At 46.2% G+C, this 21,481-nt stretch carries 19 protein-coding genes and 1 pseudogene; 10 read left to right on the top strand and 10 right to left on the bottom strand.

What is annotated here, in order from left to right:
* Positions 1–203 precede the first annotated feature (203 nt).
* Positions 204–1,367 (top strand): hypothetical protein, encoded by a 1,164-nt coding sequence (locus ABDK75_RS02800; RefSeq protein ID WP_408874433.1) that lies wholly within the window; start codon positions 204–206, stop codon positions 1,365–1,367.
* Here the strand turns inward: ABDK75_RS02800 and ABDK75_RS02795 are convergent.
* Genes ABDK75_RS02795 through ABDK75_RS02785 form a run of 3 tightly spaced genes read right to left on the bottom strand, consistent with a single transcriptional unit; the run spans position 1,364 to position 3,378 of the window.
* Positions 1,364–2,236 (bottom strand): hypothetical protein, encoded by an 873-nt coding sequence (locus ABDK75_RS02795; RefSeq protein ID WP_346004921.1) that lies wholly within the window; start codon positions 2,234–2,236, stop codon positions 1,364–1,366. The genes ABDK75_RS02800 and ABDK75_RS02795 overlap by 4 nt on opposite strands.
* Before the next feature lie 4 nt (positions 2,237–2,240).
* On the bottom strand, positions 2,241–2,627 hold the full coding sequence (locus ABDK75_RS02790) for a hypothetical protein (RefSeq protein ID WP_346004920.1): 387 nt from the start codon (positions 2,625–2,627) through the stop codon (positions 2,241–2,243).
* A gap of 43 nt (positions 2,628–2,670) precedes the next feature.
* Positions 2,671–3,378, bottom strand: coding sequence for a hypothetical protein (locus ABDK75_RS02785; RefSeq protein WP_346004919.1), 708 nt, complete (start codon positions 3,376–3,378; stop codon positions 2,671–2,673).
* A gap of 162 nt (positions 3,379–3,540) precedes the next feature.
* Between ABDK75_RS02785 and ABDK75_RS02780 the strand changes: the two genes are divergently transcribed.
* Entirely contained in the window at positions 3,541–4,101 is a 561-nt protein-coding gene (locus ABDK75_RS02780; RefSeq protein ID WP_346004918.1) for a recombinase family protein, read from the top strand.
* Between the two features lie 248 nt (positions 4,102–4,349).
* Here ABDK75_RS02780 and ABDK75_RS02775 read toward each other — a convergent pair whose 3' ends face one another.
* Positions 4,350–7,394 carry a hypothetical protein gene (locus ABDK75_RS02775; protein ID WP_346004917.1) on the bottom strand — a complete coding sequence of 1,015 codons (3,045 nt, stop codon included), beginning with the start codon at positions 7,392–7,394 and terminating at the stop codon, positions 4,350–4,352.
* A gap of 423 nt (positions 7,395–7,817) precedes the next feature.
* Here ABDK75_RS02775 and ABDK75_RS02770 point away from each other — a divergent pair, with 423 nt between their 5' ends.
* On the top strand, positions 7,818–8,375 hold the full coding sequence (locus tag ABDK75_RS02770) for a recombinase family protein (RefSeq protein WP_346004916.1): 558 nt from the start codon (positions 7,818–7,820) through the stop codon (positions 8,373–8,375).
* A 39-nt stretch (positions 8,376–8,414) separates the two neighbouring features.
* Positions 8,415–8,684, top strand: coding sequence for a hypothetical protein (locus ABDK75_RS02765; protein ID WP_346004915.1), 270 nt, complete (start codon positions 8,415–8,417; stop codon positions 8,682–8,684).
* A gap of 3 nt (positions 8,685–8,687) precedes the next feature.
* Here the strand turns inward: ABDK75_RS02765 and ABDK75_RS02760 are convergent, their stop codons facing one another.
* Positions 8,688–9,647, bottom strand: coding sequence for a NaeI family type II restriction endonuclease (locus ABDK75_RS02760; protein ID WP_346004914.1), 960 nt, complete (start codon positions 9,645–9,647; stop codon positions 8,688–8,690).
* The gene (locus ABDK75_RS02755; protein ID WP_346004913.1) at positions 9,628–10,620 is read right to left on the bottom strand and encodes a DNA cytosine methyltransferase; all 993 of its coding nucleotides are present in this window, start codon (positions 10,618–10,620) and stop codon (positions 9,628–9,630) included. Before ABDK75_RS02755 ends, ABDK75_RS02760 begins: the two co-directional genes overlap by 20 nt.
* 391 nt (positions 10,621–11,011) lie before the next feature.
* Between ABDK75_RS02755 and ABDK75_RS02750 the strand changes: the two genes are divergently transcribed.
* The 4 genes and pseudogenes from ABDK75_RS02750 to ABDK75_RS02735 form a co-directional block, all read left to right on the top strand.
* On the top strand, positions 11,012–11,281 hold the full coding sequence (locus ABDK75_RS02750; protein ID WP_339408376.1) for a DUF6538 domain-containing protein: 270 nt from the start codon (positions 11,012–11,014) through the stop codon (positions 11,279–11,281).
* A gap of 93 nt (positions 11,282–11,374) precedes the next feature.
* Positions 11,375–12,727 (top strand): tyrosine-type recombinase/integrase, encoded by a 1,353-nt coding sequence (locus tag ABDK75_RS02745; RefSeq protein WP_346004912.1) that lies wholly within the window; start codon positions 11,375–11,377, stop codon positions 12,725–12,727.
* On the top strand, positions 12,724–13,275 hold the full coding sequence (locus tag ABDK75_RS02740) for a GNAT family protein (RefSeq protein ID WP_339408380.1): 552 nt from the start codon (positions 12,724–12,726) through the stop codon (positions 13,273–13,275). The genes ABDK75_RS02745 and ABDK75_RS02740 overlap by 4 nt, the downstream gene beginning before the upstream one ends.
* 244 nt (positions 13,276–13,519) lie before the next feature.
* Positions 13,520–14,017 (top strand): annotated as a pseudogene (locus tag ABDK75_RS02735) (chloramphenicol phosphotransferase CPT family protein); the annotation flags it as partial.
* A 173-nt stretch (positions 14,018–14,190) separates the two neighbouring features.
* On the opposite strand, the gene ABDK75_RS02730 reads toward ABDK75_RS02735, so the two are convergent.
* A complete protein-coding gene (locus tag ABDK75_RS02730; RefSeq protein WP_346004911.1) occupies positions 14,191–14,955 on the bottom strand; it encodes a hypothetical protein in 765 nt (254 codons plus the stop codon).
* Between the two features lie 337 nt (positions 14,956–15,292).
* Positions 15,293–16,408 carry a Fic family protein gene (locus ABDK75_RS02725; RefSeq protein WP_346004910.1) on the bottom strand — a complete coding sequence of 372 codons (1,116 nt, stop codon included), beginning with the start codon at positions 16,406–16,408 and terminating at the stop codon, positions 15,293–15,295.
* Between the two features lie 428 nt (positions 16,409–16,836).
* Here ABDK75_RS02725 and ABDK75_RS02720 point away from each other — a divergent pair, with 428 nt between their 5' ends.
* Both ABDK75_RS02720 and ABDK75_RS02715 read left to right on the top strand, forming a co-directional pair.
* Positions 16,837–17,271: a DUF6538 domain-containing protein gene (locus tag ABDK75_RS02720; RefSeq protein ID WP_346004909.1), complete on the top strand. Its 435-nt coding sequence runs from the start codon at positions 16,837–16,839 to the stop codon at positions 17,269–17,271.
* A 581-nt stretch (positions 17,272–17,852) separates the two neighbouring features.
* On the top strand, positions 17,853–18,761 hold the full coding sequence (locus ABDK75_RS02715) for a hypothetical protein (RefSeq protein ID WP_346004908.1): 909 nt from the start codon (positions 17,853–17,855) through the stop codon (positions 18,759–18,761).
* Positions 18,762–18,837: 76 nt separating this feature from the next.
* Here ABDK75_RS02715 and ABDK75_RS02710 read toward each other — a convergent pair whose 3' ends face one another.
* Positions 18,838–19,836, bottom strand: coding sequence for an alpha-E domain-containing protein (locus tag ABDK75_RS02710; RefSeq protein WP_086633579.1), 999 nt, complete (start codon positions 19,834–19,836; stop codon positions 18,838–18,840).
* 26 nt (positions 19,837–19,862) lie between these two features.
* Entirely contained in the window at positions 19,863–21,335 is a 1,473-nt protein-coding gene (locus ABDK75_RS02705) for a circularly permuted type 2 ATP-grasp protein (protein ID WP_086633387.1), read from the bottom strand.
* Positions 21,336–21,481 lie beyond the last annotated feature (146 nt).

Here is a 21,481-nt window from a genome sequence, read left to right as displayed (position 1 = left end):
TGTTTGAGCTGACGCATGGTCTGGAACTGACTAAAGGACGTCACAACAGGTCCGTGTATCACGCGGTTCCAGAGGAATTTCGTGACCGGCTGAAAATTCTCTGCGAAGGACCGCTCCCGAACTCTTGCCTGTCAGACCCACAGTCCAGACAAGCCCAGAGACAGGGAGCCAGCCCTTTCGATATCAAATATGAAGTCAGGGAGATGTTCTCCCGTAGCCAAAGCTGGCAGGCGTTTGAACGTGCCGTGGCAGACCGTGGCTGGGCTCTGGAAGCTGGACAGAAGAAACCAGATGTTCTCATTCTGAAAGACGAAAACGGGGTCTTCGTTGGCTCGTTGTCCCGTTTACTGGGCCTGAAGAAAGCCGAGCTTCAGCAACTCAGAACAGACCCAGAGGCCATGAGACAAAAAGGGATAGCCAGCCCTGGCCCCTGCGATACATCGCAGCAGCCAACTGGCAAGGGGGAAACCCCCGTTGCCCCCCATAACGACAGAGCTGAGGATTCCGATGAGACTTCGGAGGAAAAGGAAAAATCTGGCTCATCCTCCGGGCCTTCAATCCCCTCCCTTTCTCAGAAATCTCTGTCTCAAAAGCCTCACTGGCTGGGACCGATTGCTCCCCTTCTGCACGCTTCCCGCTCGACAATTACGGAAGGGATGTCACACGCGGAAATCCAGTCGGTCATCGACTTCAATGCTCAGGAAGCGGAAAGAGACAACCAGCTCCGTGAGTTACTGCACGACCAGAAACGCTTTGCGGCCCTGCTGACCGAAATCTTCACCAGCTTTCAAAGCCAGTGGCAGAACCTGCCTCCTGAACCCTATCCCGACCCGAAAAGCCGGGATGCATCGGTTCTTCGCAAAACGCAGGAACAGAGACTGGCCCCCGCCCGTCAGACGTGGAAAGAGGCAAAAGCCAAAGCGAGTGTCTGGAATCTCTGGAACGGAGCTGACATCCAAAGAGCCAGAGCCGCGTTCGAGGGTCTGCTGCATCGCTATGGCTATGACCGTCACGAGGTCGGCAAGCTTGACCTGCTGGACGATGACAACTTTGCCTATGCCGTGAACTGGATGGCGGAACGGGTCGTGTCAGGTCGAGAGCGTCAGCACAGGGCGTGGCAGAAGACCCCCGAGGTTCGCAGGTACCTGACAGCGAAAGCCGAGATAGAGAGACTTGTGGCTCATCTGGACGCCACAAAGGACGTGGCACTGTTGCTCTTGGCGAGAACCAACCCGGAGGAGGCTCTGAAGCGTCTGGCAGACCTGACGAAGACAGAGGCTGGACAAACCAGTTCGCAATCCCTGCCTGTCAGGACAATTCCATCTCCCGACAGACAGAAGACACAGCGCTCCACTCTCTCGCTTTAAAGAGCTGCTTTGACTGTACTGCCTGAGAGTTTGGCATCAACAGAGCCATTCATCTGTTTGAACAGTTCGGCATACATGACCTCTTCAGCCCGCAAATCCTCCAGTGTCAGACGGAGGCCGGAGACATTGGAGAGGTTTTCACCGACCGGAATGACCGTCACCGAGAGATAGGCCATCTCATGGGGTGTCGTGTAGGTCAGCGGTTCATTCGCTTCCGCAGTCGTCCCGGTCTGGGTCGTCACGACCTTTCCATCCGGTCCGGCATAGGCTGTCCCGGACGGTGTGCCATAGCGGGTCATGGGCTGAAGATGCAGACCGTATTTGGATGCGATATCCGCCTGAAGGTCCGTGTAATGCGGGGAGGCTTCCATCGGGAAGGACGCAGAACGTTCAATCTTCGTAACCATCGCCCCCATGACAGGAATGGACAGGCGCACAGTCAGGCTGTCCTGTCCCTTCTGACAGGTCAGGGTGCTCGGGAAATACTGCGTGTTGACCCCGACACCCTTGTAGGTGGTGGACAGATAGGTGTTCGTCACCTGAGGAGCTTTGCCGCAATAGGACGTCATGGTGCTGGTGGCATCAGCCTGCGTCATCCCGAGCCTAAGGCCAAGAATGCTGTCCTGCCCGAACACGTTGTCGAGGGGCTGATAGGTTACGGTCTGCTTGAGATGCACCCCGCCATTGTCGGGAGGCGTCTGTGGCTGGGACGGTGGCACGGACAGTCCCAGAAGATGGGCACAGGCCGGTGTGATGAGACCCTGATTATGCGCCAGCAGACACTGGGTCAGGCTCTGGGCATGGACGGAGAGCGGAACAGTGCTGACAGCTAGCACGAGGACGAAAGCCGGAAGGAAAGACCTGCTCATGGCGTTACTGCCTCAGTCCGCTGCCGCCAGTGTTCTGGCTGGTGGTAAAGCTGTGATGGACCACGATGTCCTTATGGAGCGTGACCTTCAGAATGTTGCTTTTGGCGCTGTCTCTAGTCCCTAAAACGCCGAGACCCACAACGTCCTGCACCATAGACAGACCATCCTGCCGGGTGGCTGAATAGACATACACCCACTGCTCATTGCCGTTCTCGAAGGACGTTTCGGACGGCTCGCCATAGAGCTGATGCAGCTGGGACGAGGTTGTCACACCATCGCGAATGGAGCGGTCCACATCCGCAGCCGTGACACTCTTCAGGGAGGCATTGCCAGCCGAGGAGCAGGCACTCAGACAGCCCAGTACAACAGCCAGAGCCGCTGTTTTCATCATCTTCAAGACGGTTTTCCTTTTTGATGGAGAGGCAGAACCCACGTCACAGGCTCTCAAGAAAGCGGGGGTTGCCGTTGATGGTGTCGCTAAGGGTCTGGATGGCCTGTCGCTTGTTCTGAATCAGACGCCACAGAACGCGCAGAAACCCGATGACCACGAACAGAGCGCCAAACAGGATGACAGCGACCATGACCCAGGTCGCCACAAGCCAAAGCGGATTGGTGCCCTGACGGGTGTAATGACCAACCAGATTCCGGAAGATATCTGCCCCCTTCAGAATCAGGGCAAGGACAAGCAGAACCATCAGGGCGCGGGCGGTCATCCTGCCAACGGAGGCAAACAGAACCGACCACGGAAGGGTGTTATGGACGATTGAGGAGTGACCGAGAGACAGGTTGCGGATGTAGAGCATCCGTCCAACTTTTCCCCCCTTCACATTGCCCCAGACGAGACAGACCTGCTGGCCCTCTCTCACCTGACACGGCACATCCACCTGAAACTGGCGACCGTCAGACGCGACAACCCAGAACTTCTGGTAGTGACGGGTAGAGAAGGTTTTCTCGGCAGGAATATCCACAAACAGCGTATCTCCGACCTTCATGCTGCTCGCGGGAGGCCGGTACGTGATGTCTTCCGACCACTGGCGGACGCTGTGAACCGTTCCCCGGATTCCGTGAAGCCAGAAGGGTTTTCCGCAGAGTTTGATATCCATGCCGTGCCCGAAACCTTCCGAAAAACAGGGAAAAAACATGACCTGTCTCTTCTCGAGAAGGAGAGCACGCTCATGTCTGCCTGCGTTGAAATCCCCTGCAACATATCCCGTAAACACCTGATTTTGTTATGATTCAGGGAGGAGACCGGAAGGGCCTGAAAGGGTCCCACAAAGGTGTCCCGGAACAACAGGACAGGGATTATGGGAAAATATGGCTATGCACGCGTAAGCACATCACGACAGCAGACAGACAATCAGGTCACGGACCTTCTGCGGGAGGGCGTGCCGGAAACGCAGATTGTGACGGAAACAGTGTCAGGGGCGACAGCGTGGAAATCGCGTCCGGCCCTGAAGAAACTGGTCAGACGGCTTCAGGCCGGGGATACGCTGACGGTGGTGAAGCTCGACCGTCTGGGCCGTAACGCCCTGGATGTCCTGACCCTCATCGACGTGCTGAAAAAACGGGAGATTTCTGTCAGGATTCTCAATCTAGGGATTGATACCGCAGGCGCTGGAGGCAAACTGTTCCTGCTGCTTCTGGCGGGATTTGCGGAGTTTGAACGCAATATCATCCGCGAGCGGGTGCTGTCAGGCCTGGAGACCGCCAAGGCAAAGGGCATCCGCCTCGGGAGAAAACCGACGCTGACAGAAGACGACATCGCTCAGGCGCGTCGTCTCAAGGCTCAGGGATTGTCAGCACGAGAAGTGGCGACGCTCCTGCACGTCTCCAAGATGACCGCCTGGCGGGCGATGAACTCCTGAAATCCGTCCCGCAATCCCTGTCCCAGAATTGCAGAACCGGACTCTCAGCCATGCAAAATCACCCTATTCCCAAATCAGGTGTTTTTGGGACGAAAGAATCTTAAAGACTGGCAGCTTCTCGCAAGCTCTTTTCTATCTTCTCTTTCGCAACCGTCATATTCCAGCTATGCGTCCTGCCCATCCAATCTACCCGATTGCCTATTTTACAGAAGTAATAGAAATCAAAAAATTACTTAGTACTTTTTATTTCATCCAAATAATTGCCTCTCTGTACGAGGGTCCATTTTCATTCCAGCAGAGGATAGAGAAAGCTTAGCAATAGATATTAAATCTTGTCGGTCTGATCTATTGTGCTGACACCAATAAACTCGTGTCATTATGAACATTGCAATTACCATACGAAGCGAAATATTTTTCGGCAAACTTTTTATCGATGCTGATAAAAGCTTATTCCCTCGCTTAACGCTTAAATCACAAACCCAGAAATTTACTATAAAATTCTTAAATTTATCATCGAAACTTGTATTTATTACACTTTCCGGAAGAACATTACTCCTTGCATTATCGCAGAGGCCAGAAATCAATGAAATAAAAGGGGAGAACTTTATCAACATTTCCTGTATGTCAATTACTGAATTAATAACATTTTCTACTTCCTCCCTATTACTATCGGTATCTATAATTTTAGAAATTTCATCACTCTCAATAATATTTTTTCTTATTTGAGAAAAATCTGTATTAACAATACGATTGGAACGTATATTAAATATCAAGCTGCCCGCGTCGATAATTTTAGAAATAATTTCTCGTTTACGATATGCACTTAACCGTTCTGCACCAGATGCAATCATTAATTGAGCTATCTTGAGAATATCATTTGCATAAAAAAATTCTTCATCTTTTTCTGGTATTTCAGGAGATGACAAAATCTTTCTGGAAGAACCCGCTGCCTCCTTTTGGATAATTCTTTTTAAATCAAGAATTCTTTGCTTCTCAATAGAAAGATCCGTATCCCGGATAACATCATTCTCCAATTCAGTTATCTTTTCATCAAAAGCTTTTGCATTCGCCATTTTTTCGAATGATGGGCTTGAAATAACTTGACCAAGAAGTTTTAAATTAGATTCTTCAGGGCCAGAAGATTTCTTTAGATTTTCTATTGTGTTAGACAATTTCAAAATTACAGAATCAACGATTTTATCATCTATCCCAAGTTCAGAATATATAACAAATGCATCTATATTAAAAGAATCAGAATTAAGGTTAAAATATTTTATAGCGTCTTCTTTGTTATTTGTAAGATATTTTGCAAGCAAGAAACTTTCCATAAAAGGAAGAGTAAATTTTACAAATCCGTTATCTTTAAATAAAAGACCTCTATCCATAAAAGAGTTAACAAATTTTATACTATTAATTCCGAAATCAAATTCTTTGGCAAATTCTGAAGCCATTTCGATAAGATTATTTTCAGTGTATTTCTTTCCATTGAAATTCATTCCATATGCTAAAAGTGCTAAAAAATCCTCTCTTGCCTTTCTCCCCAAGGCGACATCTTGGTCATCAGTTGCCACCAAAAAACTTAGGTATCCTGCTGTAGCGATCTCAATAAATTCGGCCTTTTTATTTGCCTTCATAAGAGAATTCAATGCATCTCTCGGTATGCCTGCGAAATAGCTAGGATGAGAGCACATATTGAATTCATCAAATATTTCTCCCAATCTTGTTGCAACAAATTCGGATTGAGCATTATCTAAATCAAAATTATTTTTTATAAAATATGCTATTTCTCTAAAGGAAATATCAATCAAATTAGATGTCTTTGCGCCTAAAGATTTAAACTGCCCCAATACTCCAGGATCAAATTTACCTCTACAAACAATTATAAATTTAAATTGTGGATATTCTTCCATTTTATTCGCAATATACTTAGCCCTAGATACATAATCATTTGGAAAATTTTCCATAATAATAATACTTTGAGTATCTTTGGCCGTCATTGCCTCGGACACATCCTTTGGAATCTTACTAAGAATGCCACCTTTTGGAGGTTTTATTTCGGATGCGTCAATTACATAAGGTAAATAATTTTTTCCATCGACATCCATATTTAGTAAATCGGAAGCAAATATATACGGCAGGCTTTTATCCGGATAGTCTTTGGGAATTTCAATTGTTAATATTCTCTCCTTCTTTACAACATCCCGAACTTCAAAAGTGAAATTTTTTGATTTGAAACTAATCTCATCAGACTCTATAGTTATTCTTGGGGTTGGCAATTTATAATTATAATCAGAAATTTTTATTTGAGGTGTAAGGTCTTTTATTTTTAAATTATATTCTTCACAAAGATCAGATATACAGTTTGTAACGTTATCTAGACCACCTCCTATTTGGTTTGATGTTGTGGATAATTTTTGAATTTCCTTATCTGCTTCCCGAAGACGGAGAATTCTTGACTTAAACAAATCAGATTCAAAGATGATAAAAATTAATGACATCACATTATGTATTGCTATGTTTCTAGCTTTATTATCTGTTGCCAATTCAAATGAATTCTTATCTGCTTGAGCATAATCAGATACTCCACGGAATACTAAGCCAGGAATATTATGTTGCTCACATACACTCCCTAGGGCACCTGACTCAGTGTCCAGAACACTTATTCTTCTAGTAATACCTTTTAATTTTTTATTATATGATGGGCTTGAGGACACTAATCCACATGCAATATCCCCCTCTATTGCTTTAGGATTCTGAATGGTTTCCTCCTTATCACGCCCGGGAAAAGCATTAGGAATCAATACTCTTCCGCGATCACCGCAGTCTTGAGACCACTTAACATAATTGTTTTTCGTTTTTGGAGATGACTTGAAGCGAGATATACTCGGGGAAATCCTTGAAGAAACTTTATGTGGAGTGTTAGATAAAAGAAGATTTTCAAGTTGTCCTTCGGAGGCACCATCAATTTTTGCATTGTCGGTAACATCAAAGATATGCCTAGAAAAACATACGTCTCCTATATTCATATCTTTCGATATTCCACCCCCAATACCTGCGCTAATTATAAGTTTTACTTCATATTTTCTTAGAAAATATTCCAGCGTATCCCTACAAGCCCCTTTTCCCATATCATTTTGCTTAATAAGTGCCACCGATATATCGGTGTCAGGAATTATAGTTTTAAAGATAACATAATGATCGTCATCGACATCTGTAATTTCAGAAAAAAATCCCACACCATTGTCAAATTCTTCTTCCAATGGAAATATTATCAGTATATCAAAATTTTCCATTTCATAATCCTTATTCTTAACGAAATTCGTTCCTCCTACACTTAGCATCGTTACAAAATATGTAAACCTCAGGATTTAACAGGCCTCAAAATTTCACTATTCCATCGCTGCATTATTTGCTCGAACGACATGCTTGGTTATGCCAATCTCATGACATATCTATCCTATACGGCTTCCTTTCGCTGGCATGAAAATATCCCGCCATAAAACCGCCGGACTCAAAATCTATTAGACGTTAGATACCTGCTTTTAAAAGATGAGAGCAAAATTATGTTTCTTAAGAAACATAATTGTAGTAATAACAATGCAATTTTCCGGTATAATACCGCCATAGATTGAGAAATATGGCGGTATTATAGAACCGCAGAAAACAGCCAGAGAATAACCGCCATAAATCTCCGCCAAAATTATAAGGAGAATTATATGAAATACGGTTATTGCAGAGTGTCCACAGTAGGACAGGATTTGAAGGAACAGGAAGACGCCCTAATGGCTCTTGGAGTTCCAAAAGCGAATATCTTCAAGGAAAAGATTTCAGGTGTCATCAGGTCAGATGACAGACCTCAATTCGGGAAGCTTCTGAAAAAGATTCAGGCCGGGGATGAGCTGGTCGTGATGAAGCTCGACCGACTTGGAAGGTCTACCCTCGATATCCTGACAGTCATCCAGAACCTGAGAGGTCAGGGCATTGCCATCACCATTGAGGGAGTGGGGACCATCAGGGATGACATGATGGGAAGCCTTACCATGAACCTCCTGGCCTCCTTTGCAGAGTTCGAGCGTGCTCTGATTATCGACCGCACCCAATCCGGCAGAAAAAGAGCCATGGCCAACGGAGTACGAATGGGAAGAAAGGAGAAGCTTTCTCCCCAAGCTCAGAATGCCATCAAGCAACGTTATGGGAGCGAGACCGGGAAGGCCTTAGCCAACGAGTATGGCGTTGGCTTGAGAACTATTCAGAGAGTCGCAAGAGAGGTATAATCAAGCATGAGCTCTTAAATTGGCCGAGAAACAGTAAAAATGCATCAGCAATGGCTAATTATTGCCGAAGATGGTCGTCACGTATCGCTCGGCCGTCATACCTCTCCGACAGAAGACGAACTCAACGTTGTTGAAAAGGGACTATTATCACAAGGCTTGGGAGGGTGGTTGGTTAGAACAATGGGAAATTATTATGATAGAAAAAAATCATATAATATTTTCGTAGAAAAGCAGATAGCACCCGCGTCTGTAACATGGGAAGTTGCTGAAACTCGCTTCTCTAAAATCCGCCTGAGTAAAGATACTTAAGTTTTACTTAGGTAAATCTTCCAAAATTTCTGAATTGAATATAGCCGTTACGTAGCTATGACGGCCTGATGATTTTAGTACTTCTCTTGCCCCACTATCCTTAACTGCGACCGATATAAACTCGTCCGAATTAATTTCAGGATGTGCAAGTTTTTTCAGCAACTCGTTGTCCGTAGTTCCATTCAAGACAGCGACGCCCTTGGGACCTAGTATGTCTCTAACACCGCCATTAGCCCTAATGCGTTTCATAAAATCACTCTGAGACGCCACTGCTTCGACAATCCTTCGAGGGATTGGCCTTTCTAGAAGCATCAAGAAAAGGCGCTCAAGGCGCTTTGTGCCACCCCTTGGCGTGACTATCCATTTCCTATGAGAGGAAGGGACCTGCTTCCAAAAATTATCGGGATATTTGTGCTTAAATAGCAGCCAATGAATATTATTTTTCCCGGATGCACTTACAGAGACCTTACCGTCTCTATTAGCTCCTTGGGTGAGATATTCAGGTTTAGCAATAATTACTCCAAATGAGCATTCGGAGCGTTGTTCATCTTCATGTATCAGGATGCAGGGATGTCCTAATGCTTCGGCAGGTATCATCCAGTTTCCTGTAACTGTATTTTTCACATCTACAGAACGGCCTTCAACTTCTAAGTCCAAAACACCTGCTAATCCTTTTGGAAAACCAAGGTAATCCCTGACCAAAATTTCAACTTTAGTGCCAATATATGTTTTTTCAGTTTTTTCCGTTTCACTTAATTCGAAACGCCCAGTTCGAGGCGTATCAATCACTTCATCAATTGCCTGACGCAATCTCTGGGGCAACTCAACAACGAAGTCATCCCAACCTTTAGTCCCTGCTCTTCTGCGAATAGCTTCACAGATTTCTTCAATAATATGGAAGTCAGGATGGTCATTCGGTAACGGACGCTGTGGAATGGACATCTTACTTGGCAGCTTTGGCATGAGCTAAATGTGTTTTCTTAACCAGACCGGTAGAAGCAGATGCTTCCAACGCTTTTCTAATCTGCACCGCTACCGCCTTCGCAACAGGAGCAGGAAACGCATTTGCTACTTGTCTGTAAGAAGTCGTCTTCCGGCCATGAAACTTCCATGTATCTGGAAAACCTTGTAGGCGAGCAGCCATACGGACAGTCAAACGTGGCATTCCTTCAAAATCGGGAAGAGGCGCAGTCTCTGCCAATGACTTTCCATTGACACCGAGCGCTTCCCAAGCACGTTTAGCTCTCGTTGGACCTAGGTCAGGACCACCATGCTTTTTGGAGCCACCCACAAGTGTGGGGGCAATATCATCGCATTTTTCTGCCCACTTATCCGCCTCGGGCCAACCATTCTCGGACATCAAGTCGAGAAGAGCTTCTCCCACAGTAGGTGCAGAATGCTGATTAGGCGTTGGCCATTCAAAGAATTCCATTGTGCTTACAGGCAGAGCCACAAAGACTACGCGAGGTCGAAGCTGTGGCACTCCAAAGTCTGAAGCATTGAGAAGACGCCATTGGATATCGTACCCAAGAGCCCTGAACTTACGTTTCAGGTCGAGACGCACTTCTTCAAATCGTGGAGAAAGAATGCCTTTAACGTTCTCGATCATAACACCACGAGGTCGGACCTGGTCTATAATTCTTAGGCCATGACCAAATAAGTCGCGTTCATCCTGAGGTCCTAACTGCTTTCCTGCGATTGAGTACGGTGGACACGGAAGCCCTCCTGTAACCAAATCTACTCCCTTCCAGGAGCCAGCATCGAACGTCGTCAGGTCTGCTTCATGCACATTCCAAGAGGGACGATTTAGCAGAAGCGTTGCACAGGCATCCGAATCAATTTCCATCAATCCCGAGTGCTCAATTCCTGCCAGCTCAAGCCCAAGAGCCTGACCACCTGCACCAGCACACAATTCCAAGGATGTGATAGCCATCATTCGGCTCCTGTCCACGATATGTTCTAAGCGTTCAATACCAAAACGGCCAGCCAAAGACGATACCGTGCAGGAAAAAAACCTGCGCTCTTGAGCCCCCTTATCCCAGCGTGGTGACACGCAACGTGCCGAGCTTAGCAGGAGGCAGTTAAATAGTTCGCTTTCGTCCAACAGGGAGTAGACTAATTTACAAAAGCCTTCTACAATTTATCGAAATAAATCGCCATAAAGGCTATTGTTTTCAATAACTTAAGCAGGCTACTCCGGGACAGTTCTTGTTCGAGTCCCGCAGCTCGCACCACATAACTCTCTGATTTCATTGAAAATATGAGGATATGCCCCATAGCAAGTGGGTTGGCTCTCCAAAGCTCTTCTCCAAAGTTGGAGAAGTTTTATGCTCAAACTTGTCGGCTCGCGATTCCATTTTCGACGCGTCGTCCCAGTCCCCTTGCGCCCGATTCTTGGTAAAAGCGAGATCTGGATTTCCTTGGGAAGAGCAGGCAAAGTCGAGGCGCGACATCGTGCAGCACAACTGCATGGGCAAACGACTGACCTGTTTAAAGGACTTTTCAGTGTGAGCGATATAAAGCAGTCATCTGATGCGCTCACTTCCCTACAGGAAGAAATCAAATCCACCAACGAAGAATACGTCTTAAAAAAATAACTTGATACCCGTGATACAGAAATAAGAATTTTAAAGAATATAATAAAAATACATGAAAACCTTAGAATAACAGGAATTCATAACGCAGAAAAAATGGCAAAAATAAAATACAAAGAAACTGTTTTTCAACACACTAAAGATTTATTACTTTTTATTTTAGAAATTGACGAGATCGAAAAAGCTATAGAAAATTTTCGAACAGAATTTTTGGAGTCTATGGAAGATCTTGTTCGGAGACTACAAATCTCTTCCGCTGAGAAAGAAGTCCTAAGAAGCAAAATTGACCGCCTCCATAACACTCTCGTTACAACCTTAACAAAAGCCATTGAAACTACAACTTTCCGACCAGCACCACAGTCTCCAACACCTTATTCCGAAGAGGCACTTCCCATAGTCGCCGAAAATCAAACCAAACTACAGTCAAAGGTTCCCTCACCTCTTCTACTATCGGCGGCCCTAGAGCGTTTTCTCAACACCAAACCCGCCAAAAGCTCCGAAACTCAGCGAGACACGAGAAGAACTGTCGCACTTTTCATACAGGCATTTGGAGATCTTCCCGTACGTGAGATTGATGGCAAAGTCTCAGGGGATTTCCGCGACGTTCTCTTTTCCCTTCCAGCATCACATGGCAAGCGCCGCAACCTCTCTTTTCAAGATGAGATAGACCGTGCAGCTTCTCAGGATGTGCCATTGCTAAGCACAAAGACGGTAAAAAACCACTTCATGCGCCTGTCTTCTCTATGGAATGAACTTCTAAGACGGGACATGGTTGAGAAAAATCCGTGGAGCAAATGGAGTTTCAACCTGTCCAACCAAATATCGCGTCGGGCCTGGAAACAGGAAGAAATGAATAAGCTCGTTAATACCCCTTGGCCAGTAGGCAGTATTTCCAACGAGACCTTCATGGGCATCACGATGGTTGCTGCTTATAGCGGTATGCGACTTGGCGAAATCAGCAACCTGAGAAATGAAGACATCCAAGACGTGGAGGGTGTTCCGTGCTTCCGGATTTGTGCCCATCCAGAAGACAACTGGTCCCCCAAGACTGACGCAGGAGAACGCATTGTTCCCATTCACTCCACCCTACTGAGCTGGGGGCTGCTAGCTTTTCAAAAAGCCAATCAGAAATACCTTTTTTCTGATATTAAAGACTCACGGGACGGAAACCGGGGCGCTGACTTCAGCCGGGCATTCTCACGCTACAAAATGATAATGGACCTTTCTCCGGCTGTTACGTTCCACGGTTTCCGGCATACAGTGTCAACACTTCTGCGCAATCAGAAAAGCGACATTCGCGAAATCTGGATTGATGCCCTGTTAGGTCATGAATCCAGCCACAAGAGTCAGGGGGCCACGACATATCTGAGCGGTATCGATCTCACCAATCTGCAAACAACAGTCGAGGCTATTCAATATCCAGACTTTTATTTGAGAAAAAGGTTATGAGCGATACAAAAAAGATTAAGTTAGAGCATTTACGTCCTGAAGATGCACAAGATATGTTTTCAGGACTATCTGATAATCGCGCCTATCAATTCATTCCTGATGAACCACCAATAAGTCTTGAAGCTCTTCGTGACAGGTATGTTGTTTTGTCCTCAGGCGGGAATTCAAATGGTACCGAAATCTGGCTGAACTGGATCATCAGGCAAGGTGTGGATCAGAAGACTGTTGGGTATACGCAAGCGACACTGACGGCAGAGGAAGCGGTTGTCGCCTATCACGTCTTCCCTCTCTACTGGCGTCAAGGCATCGCAGCAGAAGCCATGAAGATCACCCTCAAAACTATTTTCCACAATCCCGACATCAAAATCGCACGCGCCTTTGTTGATACGAGAAATCACGCCTCTATCGCCCTGCTACACAAACTGGGCTTCAAACAGGTCAGAACAATTCATGACGCAGACTTCTTTAAAGGAGCAAAAAGTCACGAATATGAATTTGAACTGACTCAAACAGAATGGCTGAAAACGCCAATGCCTTCTGAAACCTAATAGTATCGCTGGCTGCTCGCGCCTTCTTTTCGGACACTGCATTCTACTTTTGGCTATCTGAAACCGTGCAGGCTCAGATACCAAGTCATTCTATGGAGGCATAACAGTCGATCTTGGCGTATGGGAGAAACGCAGCATGCTCATTTCATCCCAATTCTGGGAACTCATAATGTCTCAAAAGCCTCAAGTTATTATCCTGAATGGCGTTGGTAGCGTTGGCAAGACGTAGGCAGCTCAAGCTTTACAGGAAATAGCAGACCGTAATTTCCTACATGTATCCATGAACGTGTTCTTAGGAATGATGCCAAAGCGCATGTTTGGCCATCCTGATCGTTTGATGTTGGAAGCTGTCACAAACCAAAATATGCCTTCAGTTATCATCCACAGTGGTGTGGTCATGGCTCGTATTACGCAGGGTATGCGCCATGCCGTGGCCGCTATGACATCCGTCGGCAACAGCATTATCTTGGACGACGTTATGATGTCCCACGCTGAAGCAGACGAATACCGAACACTGTTGAGCCACGTCGATCTTCGCATTGTTGGATTACACGCCCCATTGCAGGTGCTCGAAAATCGGGAGCGCATGAGAGCCGACCGGAAAAATGGTTTAGCACGATGGCAGTTCGATCGCGTGCATCAAGGCCAGTTGTACGACCTAGAAGTTGACACTACGTCTTTTACACCAAGACAGATCGCTCAGCAGATTGCCGCCGCTTTCGACATTCCAGTGAGCGATTAACCTTGGGCAACACGGACAATCCCCGCTTACCTTTTTGCAAGCACGGTGCAGCATGCCTGCACTCGCCTTAGTACCTGACATCAACCATATATCATGAAGGAGCTATCTTAGCCTTTGGTCGTTGACGCGCGACACAACTGCCTAACGTTACATATAGGCTATTAGGTTTCTTTCTAAAAACCGATAGATTTATAGAATTTCAAACTAAAATTCTGAGAAATAACCGAGATAATTATAGCAATAATATTATTATCTAATGAAGACAACCAAAAACCATCAATAAAATTATGACAGAAACTACAATATTTTTCAATTATTGCCTGGATTATACTAATTGGCAAAATGCACAGTGCGCTACACAACAAAAATTTCCATACTTTCCCGCGCATGGCATCCCAACCGTCGGACAAGCAGAAACCGGAGCGGTCTGCTTTCCAGGCAACATCTGCTACCGTGAAGGCTCGGGTCCAGATCATTCCACAAATAAGGAAGGCTATAACCATAACACCGTTAAATATTGGCTTACCGAGGCCCCTTCCGAACAAGTGAACAACGTCACTGTCACCAGTTTCCAAAATACCTGTCCACAGGGAACAAGCGATAGCCGTGAAAAACATAAGTACGTAAGATTTATACGAACTATTTGTGATGCGTATTAACGACAGCCCTTTAGAAGAAGTTAATATGCACCTGACAACAGACATATTCAAAAACCATAGTATGATTGTATTTGGTATGTTGAAAATATTTCGGAAAACAATTTCTTTTACTCCCTCTTTAATCAGAAGAGTATTTTTTATTGAATATTCAATCACATCGGAAAAAGCCAGAAGGACCAAACCGAGGGTGAAAACAACAAGAATATCTCGACGAAAGAGAAAGGAAACTTGATAAGTCTCTTTGAATAAAGAGCGAAAACTTGGAAATGAAGGCGACAAGAATTTTCCCCAATAGCAACATACGGTTACAAAGTAACTAGTTACGAAAGAGAAATCAAGTTACCTCCTAATAACATTATTTCGAGTTTTCCAAGGGCGTTCTATCCTCGGGTTGAGTAAGGCCTGGCATCCAAATTTTGCATAAGCCCCCCCTTTCCTTCGCGGCGACCGCTTCCCATCAGTGGCGTCAAACTTTCCCTAAACCGGTCCACGGGGGAATTGATTTCCTCCTGGCAAGATGGAGATTGAGGAATACAAAGTATCCGCAGATCGCCATGGCTTGCTCTACCAATGTAGCCAATCTGAATGCTTACCGTCGGAGCCTGAATTTTTGCTGTTAGGGTCGATGCTGCCCAATCAGTAAACTGTATCGGGCATACCGGTTTTCTCCTGTCCGGTTGAGCGCTCCGAGCGTGACAAGCTCTGCTAGGTCACGAGTTGCCGTGGCAGACGTTGCCCCGGTGATGGACCGATAATTCTGGGCGCTCAGACCACCTTGAAATCCATCAGGCCCTTCAGCCAGCATCCGAAGCAAAGCCTTTTCCTGACGAATGTTCAGCTTTCCCCGAAGGCGGTCCAGAAGCCTCGTCTTCTCAATCAGGAACCGAATGGTCTGAAGCGTGCGAGATTGAGCTTCCAGTACGATCTGGGAAAACCAGACCATCCAGCCTTCTATCCGGTTTGTCTCACTGGCTCGGTGCAGTTCGAGATAATACGCCTTCTTGTGCGTATTGATGGTCGCAGCCAAAGCCGTCAGCGTCGGGGCTTCAAGACTTTGCGCCAGTGCTTTTTCAGCAATGGCCCTTCCGATGCGACCGTTCCCGTCTTCGAAGGGATGGATGGTCTCAAACCACAGATGCGCAATCGCAGCCCGTTCAATCGCGGATAAGGGGTTAGTCCCATGTGGAGCTGTTCTGTTGAACCAGCCAATAAACTGGGTCATCTCGGAAGGCACGCTTTGAGATGCCGGGGCCTCAAAATGGATGTGCGGTTCATGAAGGGGGCCGGAGATAATCTGCACGGCCTCAGCATGAGTTCGATATCCACCGATGACGTCCAGATCGCGACGGCCGTTCATGAGCATGGCATGCCAGTCAAACAGACTTTGGTCCGTTAAAGGAGAGGCATAATGACGATACAGATCTGCCATCAGTTCAGCGGCTCCTGCCTCGGCAGGCGTGGAACGTCGCCTGTCTGCTGCAAAGCCTAGCTGTCGGGCAACCGAGGATTGAACACTGGCCCGATCAAGCACTTCGCCTTCAATGGCCGAGCTCTCGACCATTTCTTGAGAGATCATTTGAACGACAAGCTGCTGACTGGCGTCTTTGTCGAGATGCTCCATCGCGCCTACGACAACGCCTGCTCCCTTTAGGAACTGCGTTTCAGCATCCCGCAACCGGATTTTCTCAAACTGAAAGTGCGGCCAACCCGGAAGCTGCCAATTCCAACGCATGATCGATACCTCAGAGTTATATCGATCACTTTATTCGTGTTTTATGATTGATAGAAGTTTAATCTATCAATCATCCTTACGACCAATTTTCCCGCACATAAACCCGGAATAACCCACAAAGGACTAGACCGATTTCATGACAAGATTTCTCATCCTTTCATCCGGATATGTGTAGTGTCGTGCAGCCCTTGACGGACCGAAGTTTTTCTCCAAACCTGTACTCCATAACGTTCACTGAGAAGAGCTTCATATTCCGCCGTTTTCTGCCGAAATTGAGACACTCCCAGCATCTCAAAAATGATGTGGAGCTGGTCGAGTCCCGCAGCTCGCACCACATATAAGTTATTGAAAATAAACGTCTTTTAGGGTTTTCAGCAACCCGGAGCCCCCATTCTTCTACAAAGGGCTTCTACAAAACGAGCCCTGTTGTGCTGATTCGTCTGCAATCCGGTTTCCATTTCAGACGCGCGATTCCCGTTCGTTTTCGGCCTGCTCTGGGAAAACGGGAAATCTGGCACTCCTTGGAAACCCTCGACAGAAATCTTGCCAGAACCCGTGCCTGTGCCATGTATGGACTGACCTCTCAGCTTTTCGAGTGCATCAGTCTGGCCATGTCTTCATCGGAAGAAACATCCTCGCTCAACAAGGCGGTTGAGACCTTTCAGGAGGCTCTGGTCACATCTGACCTGCATCCTGTCCAGCAAGACCTGTTCCAGTCCATTGTCCAAACCTACGACAGTGAGATTCAGGCTCTGAAGGCTCGCTATAAAACCATGAATGCCGAATACCTTCTGGCACGAATGGAAGACCATCAGCGGGTTTCCAGCGTGCTTGAGAAGATTAGTCCCGAAATCAAGCCCTGACCGACATCATTCACAAGCCGGGCAAGGACAAAAGAAGCTCTGAACATGGCTTGTCCGGTCCCTCCCCCACTGCGAGTAACCCCGGAGTTAAAAAAGTAAGGGTACTCATCAAGGGTTTTTCGAATGCATCATTCTTCTGAAAAATCAAAACCAAGAGAAACTAAGTTTACAGAATAGTTTTATTTTTAATTTAATTAATTGTAAATTTTAAAATTGAATATATTTTTTAATGAAAATTACAACCCACAAATAAATACACTTTAAATCAATTACAATCATTAAAATACATATGATATTTTTGAAATATTATATTTATCCATTTTAATTTTACATTTTTCTCAATCGGTAAAATTAGTTAAAAATCCGAAAAAATAGATAATCTTTTGTATGTCAAAAAAAAGTTGATATCCACACTTTTAAGAAATGCTATTGATCTGCGTCCACGAAATAAGAAAGCGCCCTAGAAAAAGAGATGAATATTTCTTATTGCAACAAAAAATGAGCTTAGAAAAATAAAGCAATCCACTCGATAGCACGCGGTAAATATTCAATAATTCTTAAAATTCGTGGGAATAATTTAAATGAATAGAAAATCCAACATTAAAATTCGTCATTTAAACGTAATAAAACATATTTATAAAATACAAAACTTAAAAAAAACATCCGAAGTGATGTCTTTAACACCCGCCGCAATATCCAAAACATGCATAGAATTTGAAAAAATTATTGGTAAAACACTTTTTTCAAGAACTATACATGGACTTATACCCAATGAGATTGCGAAACGTGTTGTAGAATCTAGTATTTTAATTGAAAAAGAAATAGATAGGATGATTATCGATATAGACAATATCTATAATGAAAAAAACTATGTGAATATATCATTTCAATCAAACTCTATTATTTCAGAGATGATGAAATGTATCTTGTCTATAGTTTCATCTAAAAATGTAAATTTTACAGTAAACTATGGGTCAAGAGAGCACCTATTTTCCTCTCTTTTGAAGGGAAGAACAGATATAATCTTTGCTAGTGCTTATAATGACATAATAGATGATAGGATTAACTATAAATATCTCATCCAAGATAAATGTGTTATTATCGATAAAGATCGCGCCTATTCAATGAAAGAGATAGTTAGAAACTGGGATAGCTTTCAATCAAAAGTATGGGTTCTACCCATTCGTGGAACAGCTATGCGCGATAGATTCGACTCTATTCTCGAGTATAATGGCTTGAAAACGCCGAAAAATCTGATTGAACTAAATTCAATCATTGGCGCATCCAGCTTAATAGATAATCCTGATACTATAGGAATGTCTACGATATCCTATTTAAAATCAGTAAAATACAAATTTGAAGAAAATAAAAACATCGAGGAGCTTTCCGATATTACCCTCAACGTAGGGGTTTACTGGCGGCAAGATTCGAAGAAACTAGTTTCAGAAGTTGTGGATTTCTTCATCCACAATATGGATCTCAATAAGTAATTCATATTTATCCTCAATGCCCGAGAAGAAGGATTCCCACTTCTTCCCCTATTTGAGCGATCAGCCCCTTCCTGTTTTATTGCGCGACACTGGCATCCGACACGTGCTGCGTAGCTGCTGGGGGCCAGTAAGCAGTCACCAGTTCCGTCTGGATTGTTTCAATCTGCCCCTGAATCCAGTGCATATATTCATGCAGCCCGCGAATAATGATCTCTTCTGCTGTTTGATCTTCGAGGCTTGCGCGTAGGTCGGCCAGACGTTCTTGCACGGCATAGCATTGCTTACGCAGATTGTAGTGCGTGGACAATGCGCCCAGAACGCTATCAGTCTGTCGTAAATTCAAGGCGAGAGACCGAGGAAATCCTTCGTTCTTCAGTAGAAATCCGACCACATTTGCTGGCGTTGTCGTGACGGGCTGCAAGCGTCGAAATGCGTGATATGCAGCCGCAGATCGCAGAACAGACGCCCATTGTGTCGTATCGATTTCAGAGCCCACTTCTTCCTGGGGAAGCAACGTATGATATCGCGTGTCTATGAGACGGGTGATCTGGTCACTCCGCTCCATGTGTCGTCCCAGAAGGTAGAAGAGCCATGCCTGATCGCGGTATAAAGTGCCTTCGGTTACGCCTGTATGGGTCTGGCAGTCCTGCTTGATGCGATTACACAACGCAGAAAGGCCAGTCCTGCGGATATCGGACGCCTGAAGATCAAGGACCCAGCGTGTGAAGACGTTCAATTGCATCCACATTTCTGTGGAAATCAGTGGACGAACCGAGCGGGCATTTTCACGAACAGAGTTGGCCATCGCCTTGATGGAACTCGAATTTGCAACATCCGTAATGTAAAACTGTAGATAATCCTGCTCGGTAGCCGCTGGATAAAGAGCGCTGAACCGCTCTTCGTCTGAATTGATCTGAACGATTGTATCCCAGGACGTCCGTCCGTCCGGGCCTCGTACGAACGCCTCGGTCACCTCAATCAGACGCGCCAGATTTTCAATCCGCTCCATGTAGCGCGCCAGCCACATCATGCTCTCGGCATACCGGGACAGAAGGGTATTCAGGCCCGGAAGCATGCCTGATGCCGTTGGGGAAAGCTGTGTCATACGGACATCACCCATGTATCCTTCGATCCTCCGCCCTGGGAGGAATTAACAACCAGAGATCCTTTGCGGAGAGCCACACGCGACAAGCCCCCCGGCAGCACCCACGTCGTTTTTCCGGTTAATGCGAAGGGACGTAGGTCAACATGCCGCGCCTCAACGCCAGCGTCACACAGGGTTGGCGTCACCGAAAGATCGATCACGGGCTGGCTGATGTAATTGGACGGGTTCTCCGTCAGTCGGCGCCTGAAGTCCTCGAGCTCACTTTCCGTTGCGTGTGGCCCTATCAGAAGCCCATAGCCTCCGGACTCCCCGACAGGTTTGACGACAAGCTTCTCCAGATTCGCCAAAGTAAAGGCCAGTCCTTCTGGCTCAGCGCAGATGTGCGTTTCAACGCTTCCCAGAATGGGTTCTTCTTCCAGATAGTACCGGATAATCCGTGGCATATACGCGTACACGGCCTTGTCATCCGCAACCCCGGTCCCGAGAGCGTTGGCAATCGTCACGTTGCCTTGACGGTAGGCTTCCACCAGTCCCGGAACGCCCAGAAGACTTTCCGGATTGAAAGCCAGCGGGTCCAGGAAAGCGTCATCAATGCGTCTGTAGATCGAATGCACAGGTCGGAGCCCGGCGACAGTTCGCATGTAAACATGATTGTTTTCAACGAGGAGATCGCGCCCCTCAACAAGAGGAACACCCATCTCGCGTGCCAGAAAGACATGCTCGAAATAGGCTGAGTTATAGATCCCCGGAGACAAAAGAACGACCTGCGGGTTAGTCACGCCTTCCGGTGCGACATCGCAAAGTGCTCGATGCAGACGCAGCCCATAATCCTCGACCGAGCGAAGAGGCATCCCTGATGCCAGATCCGGCATCAACCGCAGCATCATGTGCCGGTTTTCAATGACGTATGACACACCTGACGGGGTTCTGGCGTTGTCTTCCAGAACAAGGAACTGCCCGCTGCGATCGCGGATCAGATCAGTGCCATTAATATGGACATACACGCCACCCGGGACATCAACGCCGACCATAGCCTGACAGTAATTGGCATTTTTCAGAACCAGATCTGCGGGAATAATACCGTCCTGCAGGATCTTGCGATCATGATAGATGTCCCAAAGGAAAAGATTGATCGCCTTGACGCGCTGTTGCACGCCTTTTTCGATAAACGCCCATTCGTCGGCTGTCAGAACGCGGGGGATCACATCAAAAGGTAAAACCCGGTCAATGGCCTCCCGGTCAGAGTAAACCGTGAAGGTGATACCAAGACGGTACAACTGGGTTTCCGCATTGGATGTACGGTGGCGGAGTTCCTTGATGTCGAACTGGGACAGCCTTTCCTGAACCAGTTGCAGGGCCTCAGGTAACGCCTCTCCCCGGTTCATCAGTTCACAGAAAAACGCGGGCTTGAGATAAGCGGAGAAAATGCCGGCTTCCTGGACCTGGGATTGCAAGACGTTGGACCTCATCTGTTTGCCCCGTTTCCTTACCCGACAGCTGTATGAACCATACCCGGCCGGATCATTACGATTATTTATTAACCTATCAACTCCCTTCTGTTTGCCAAGCAATAAAAGCAGCGAGCAGTTTTGTTTTTCCCAGAATATATCAAGAG

Source organism: Gluconobacter sp. OJA (assembly GCF_039638325.1).
Taxonomy (GTDB): Bacteria; Pseudomonadota; Alphaproteobacteria; order Acetobacterales; family Acetobacteraceae; genus Gluconobacter; species Gluconobacter cerinus.
This window is presented reverse-complemented; position numbering and strand designations above follow the sequence as displayed.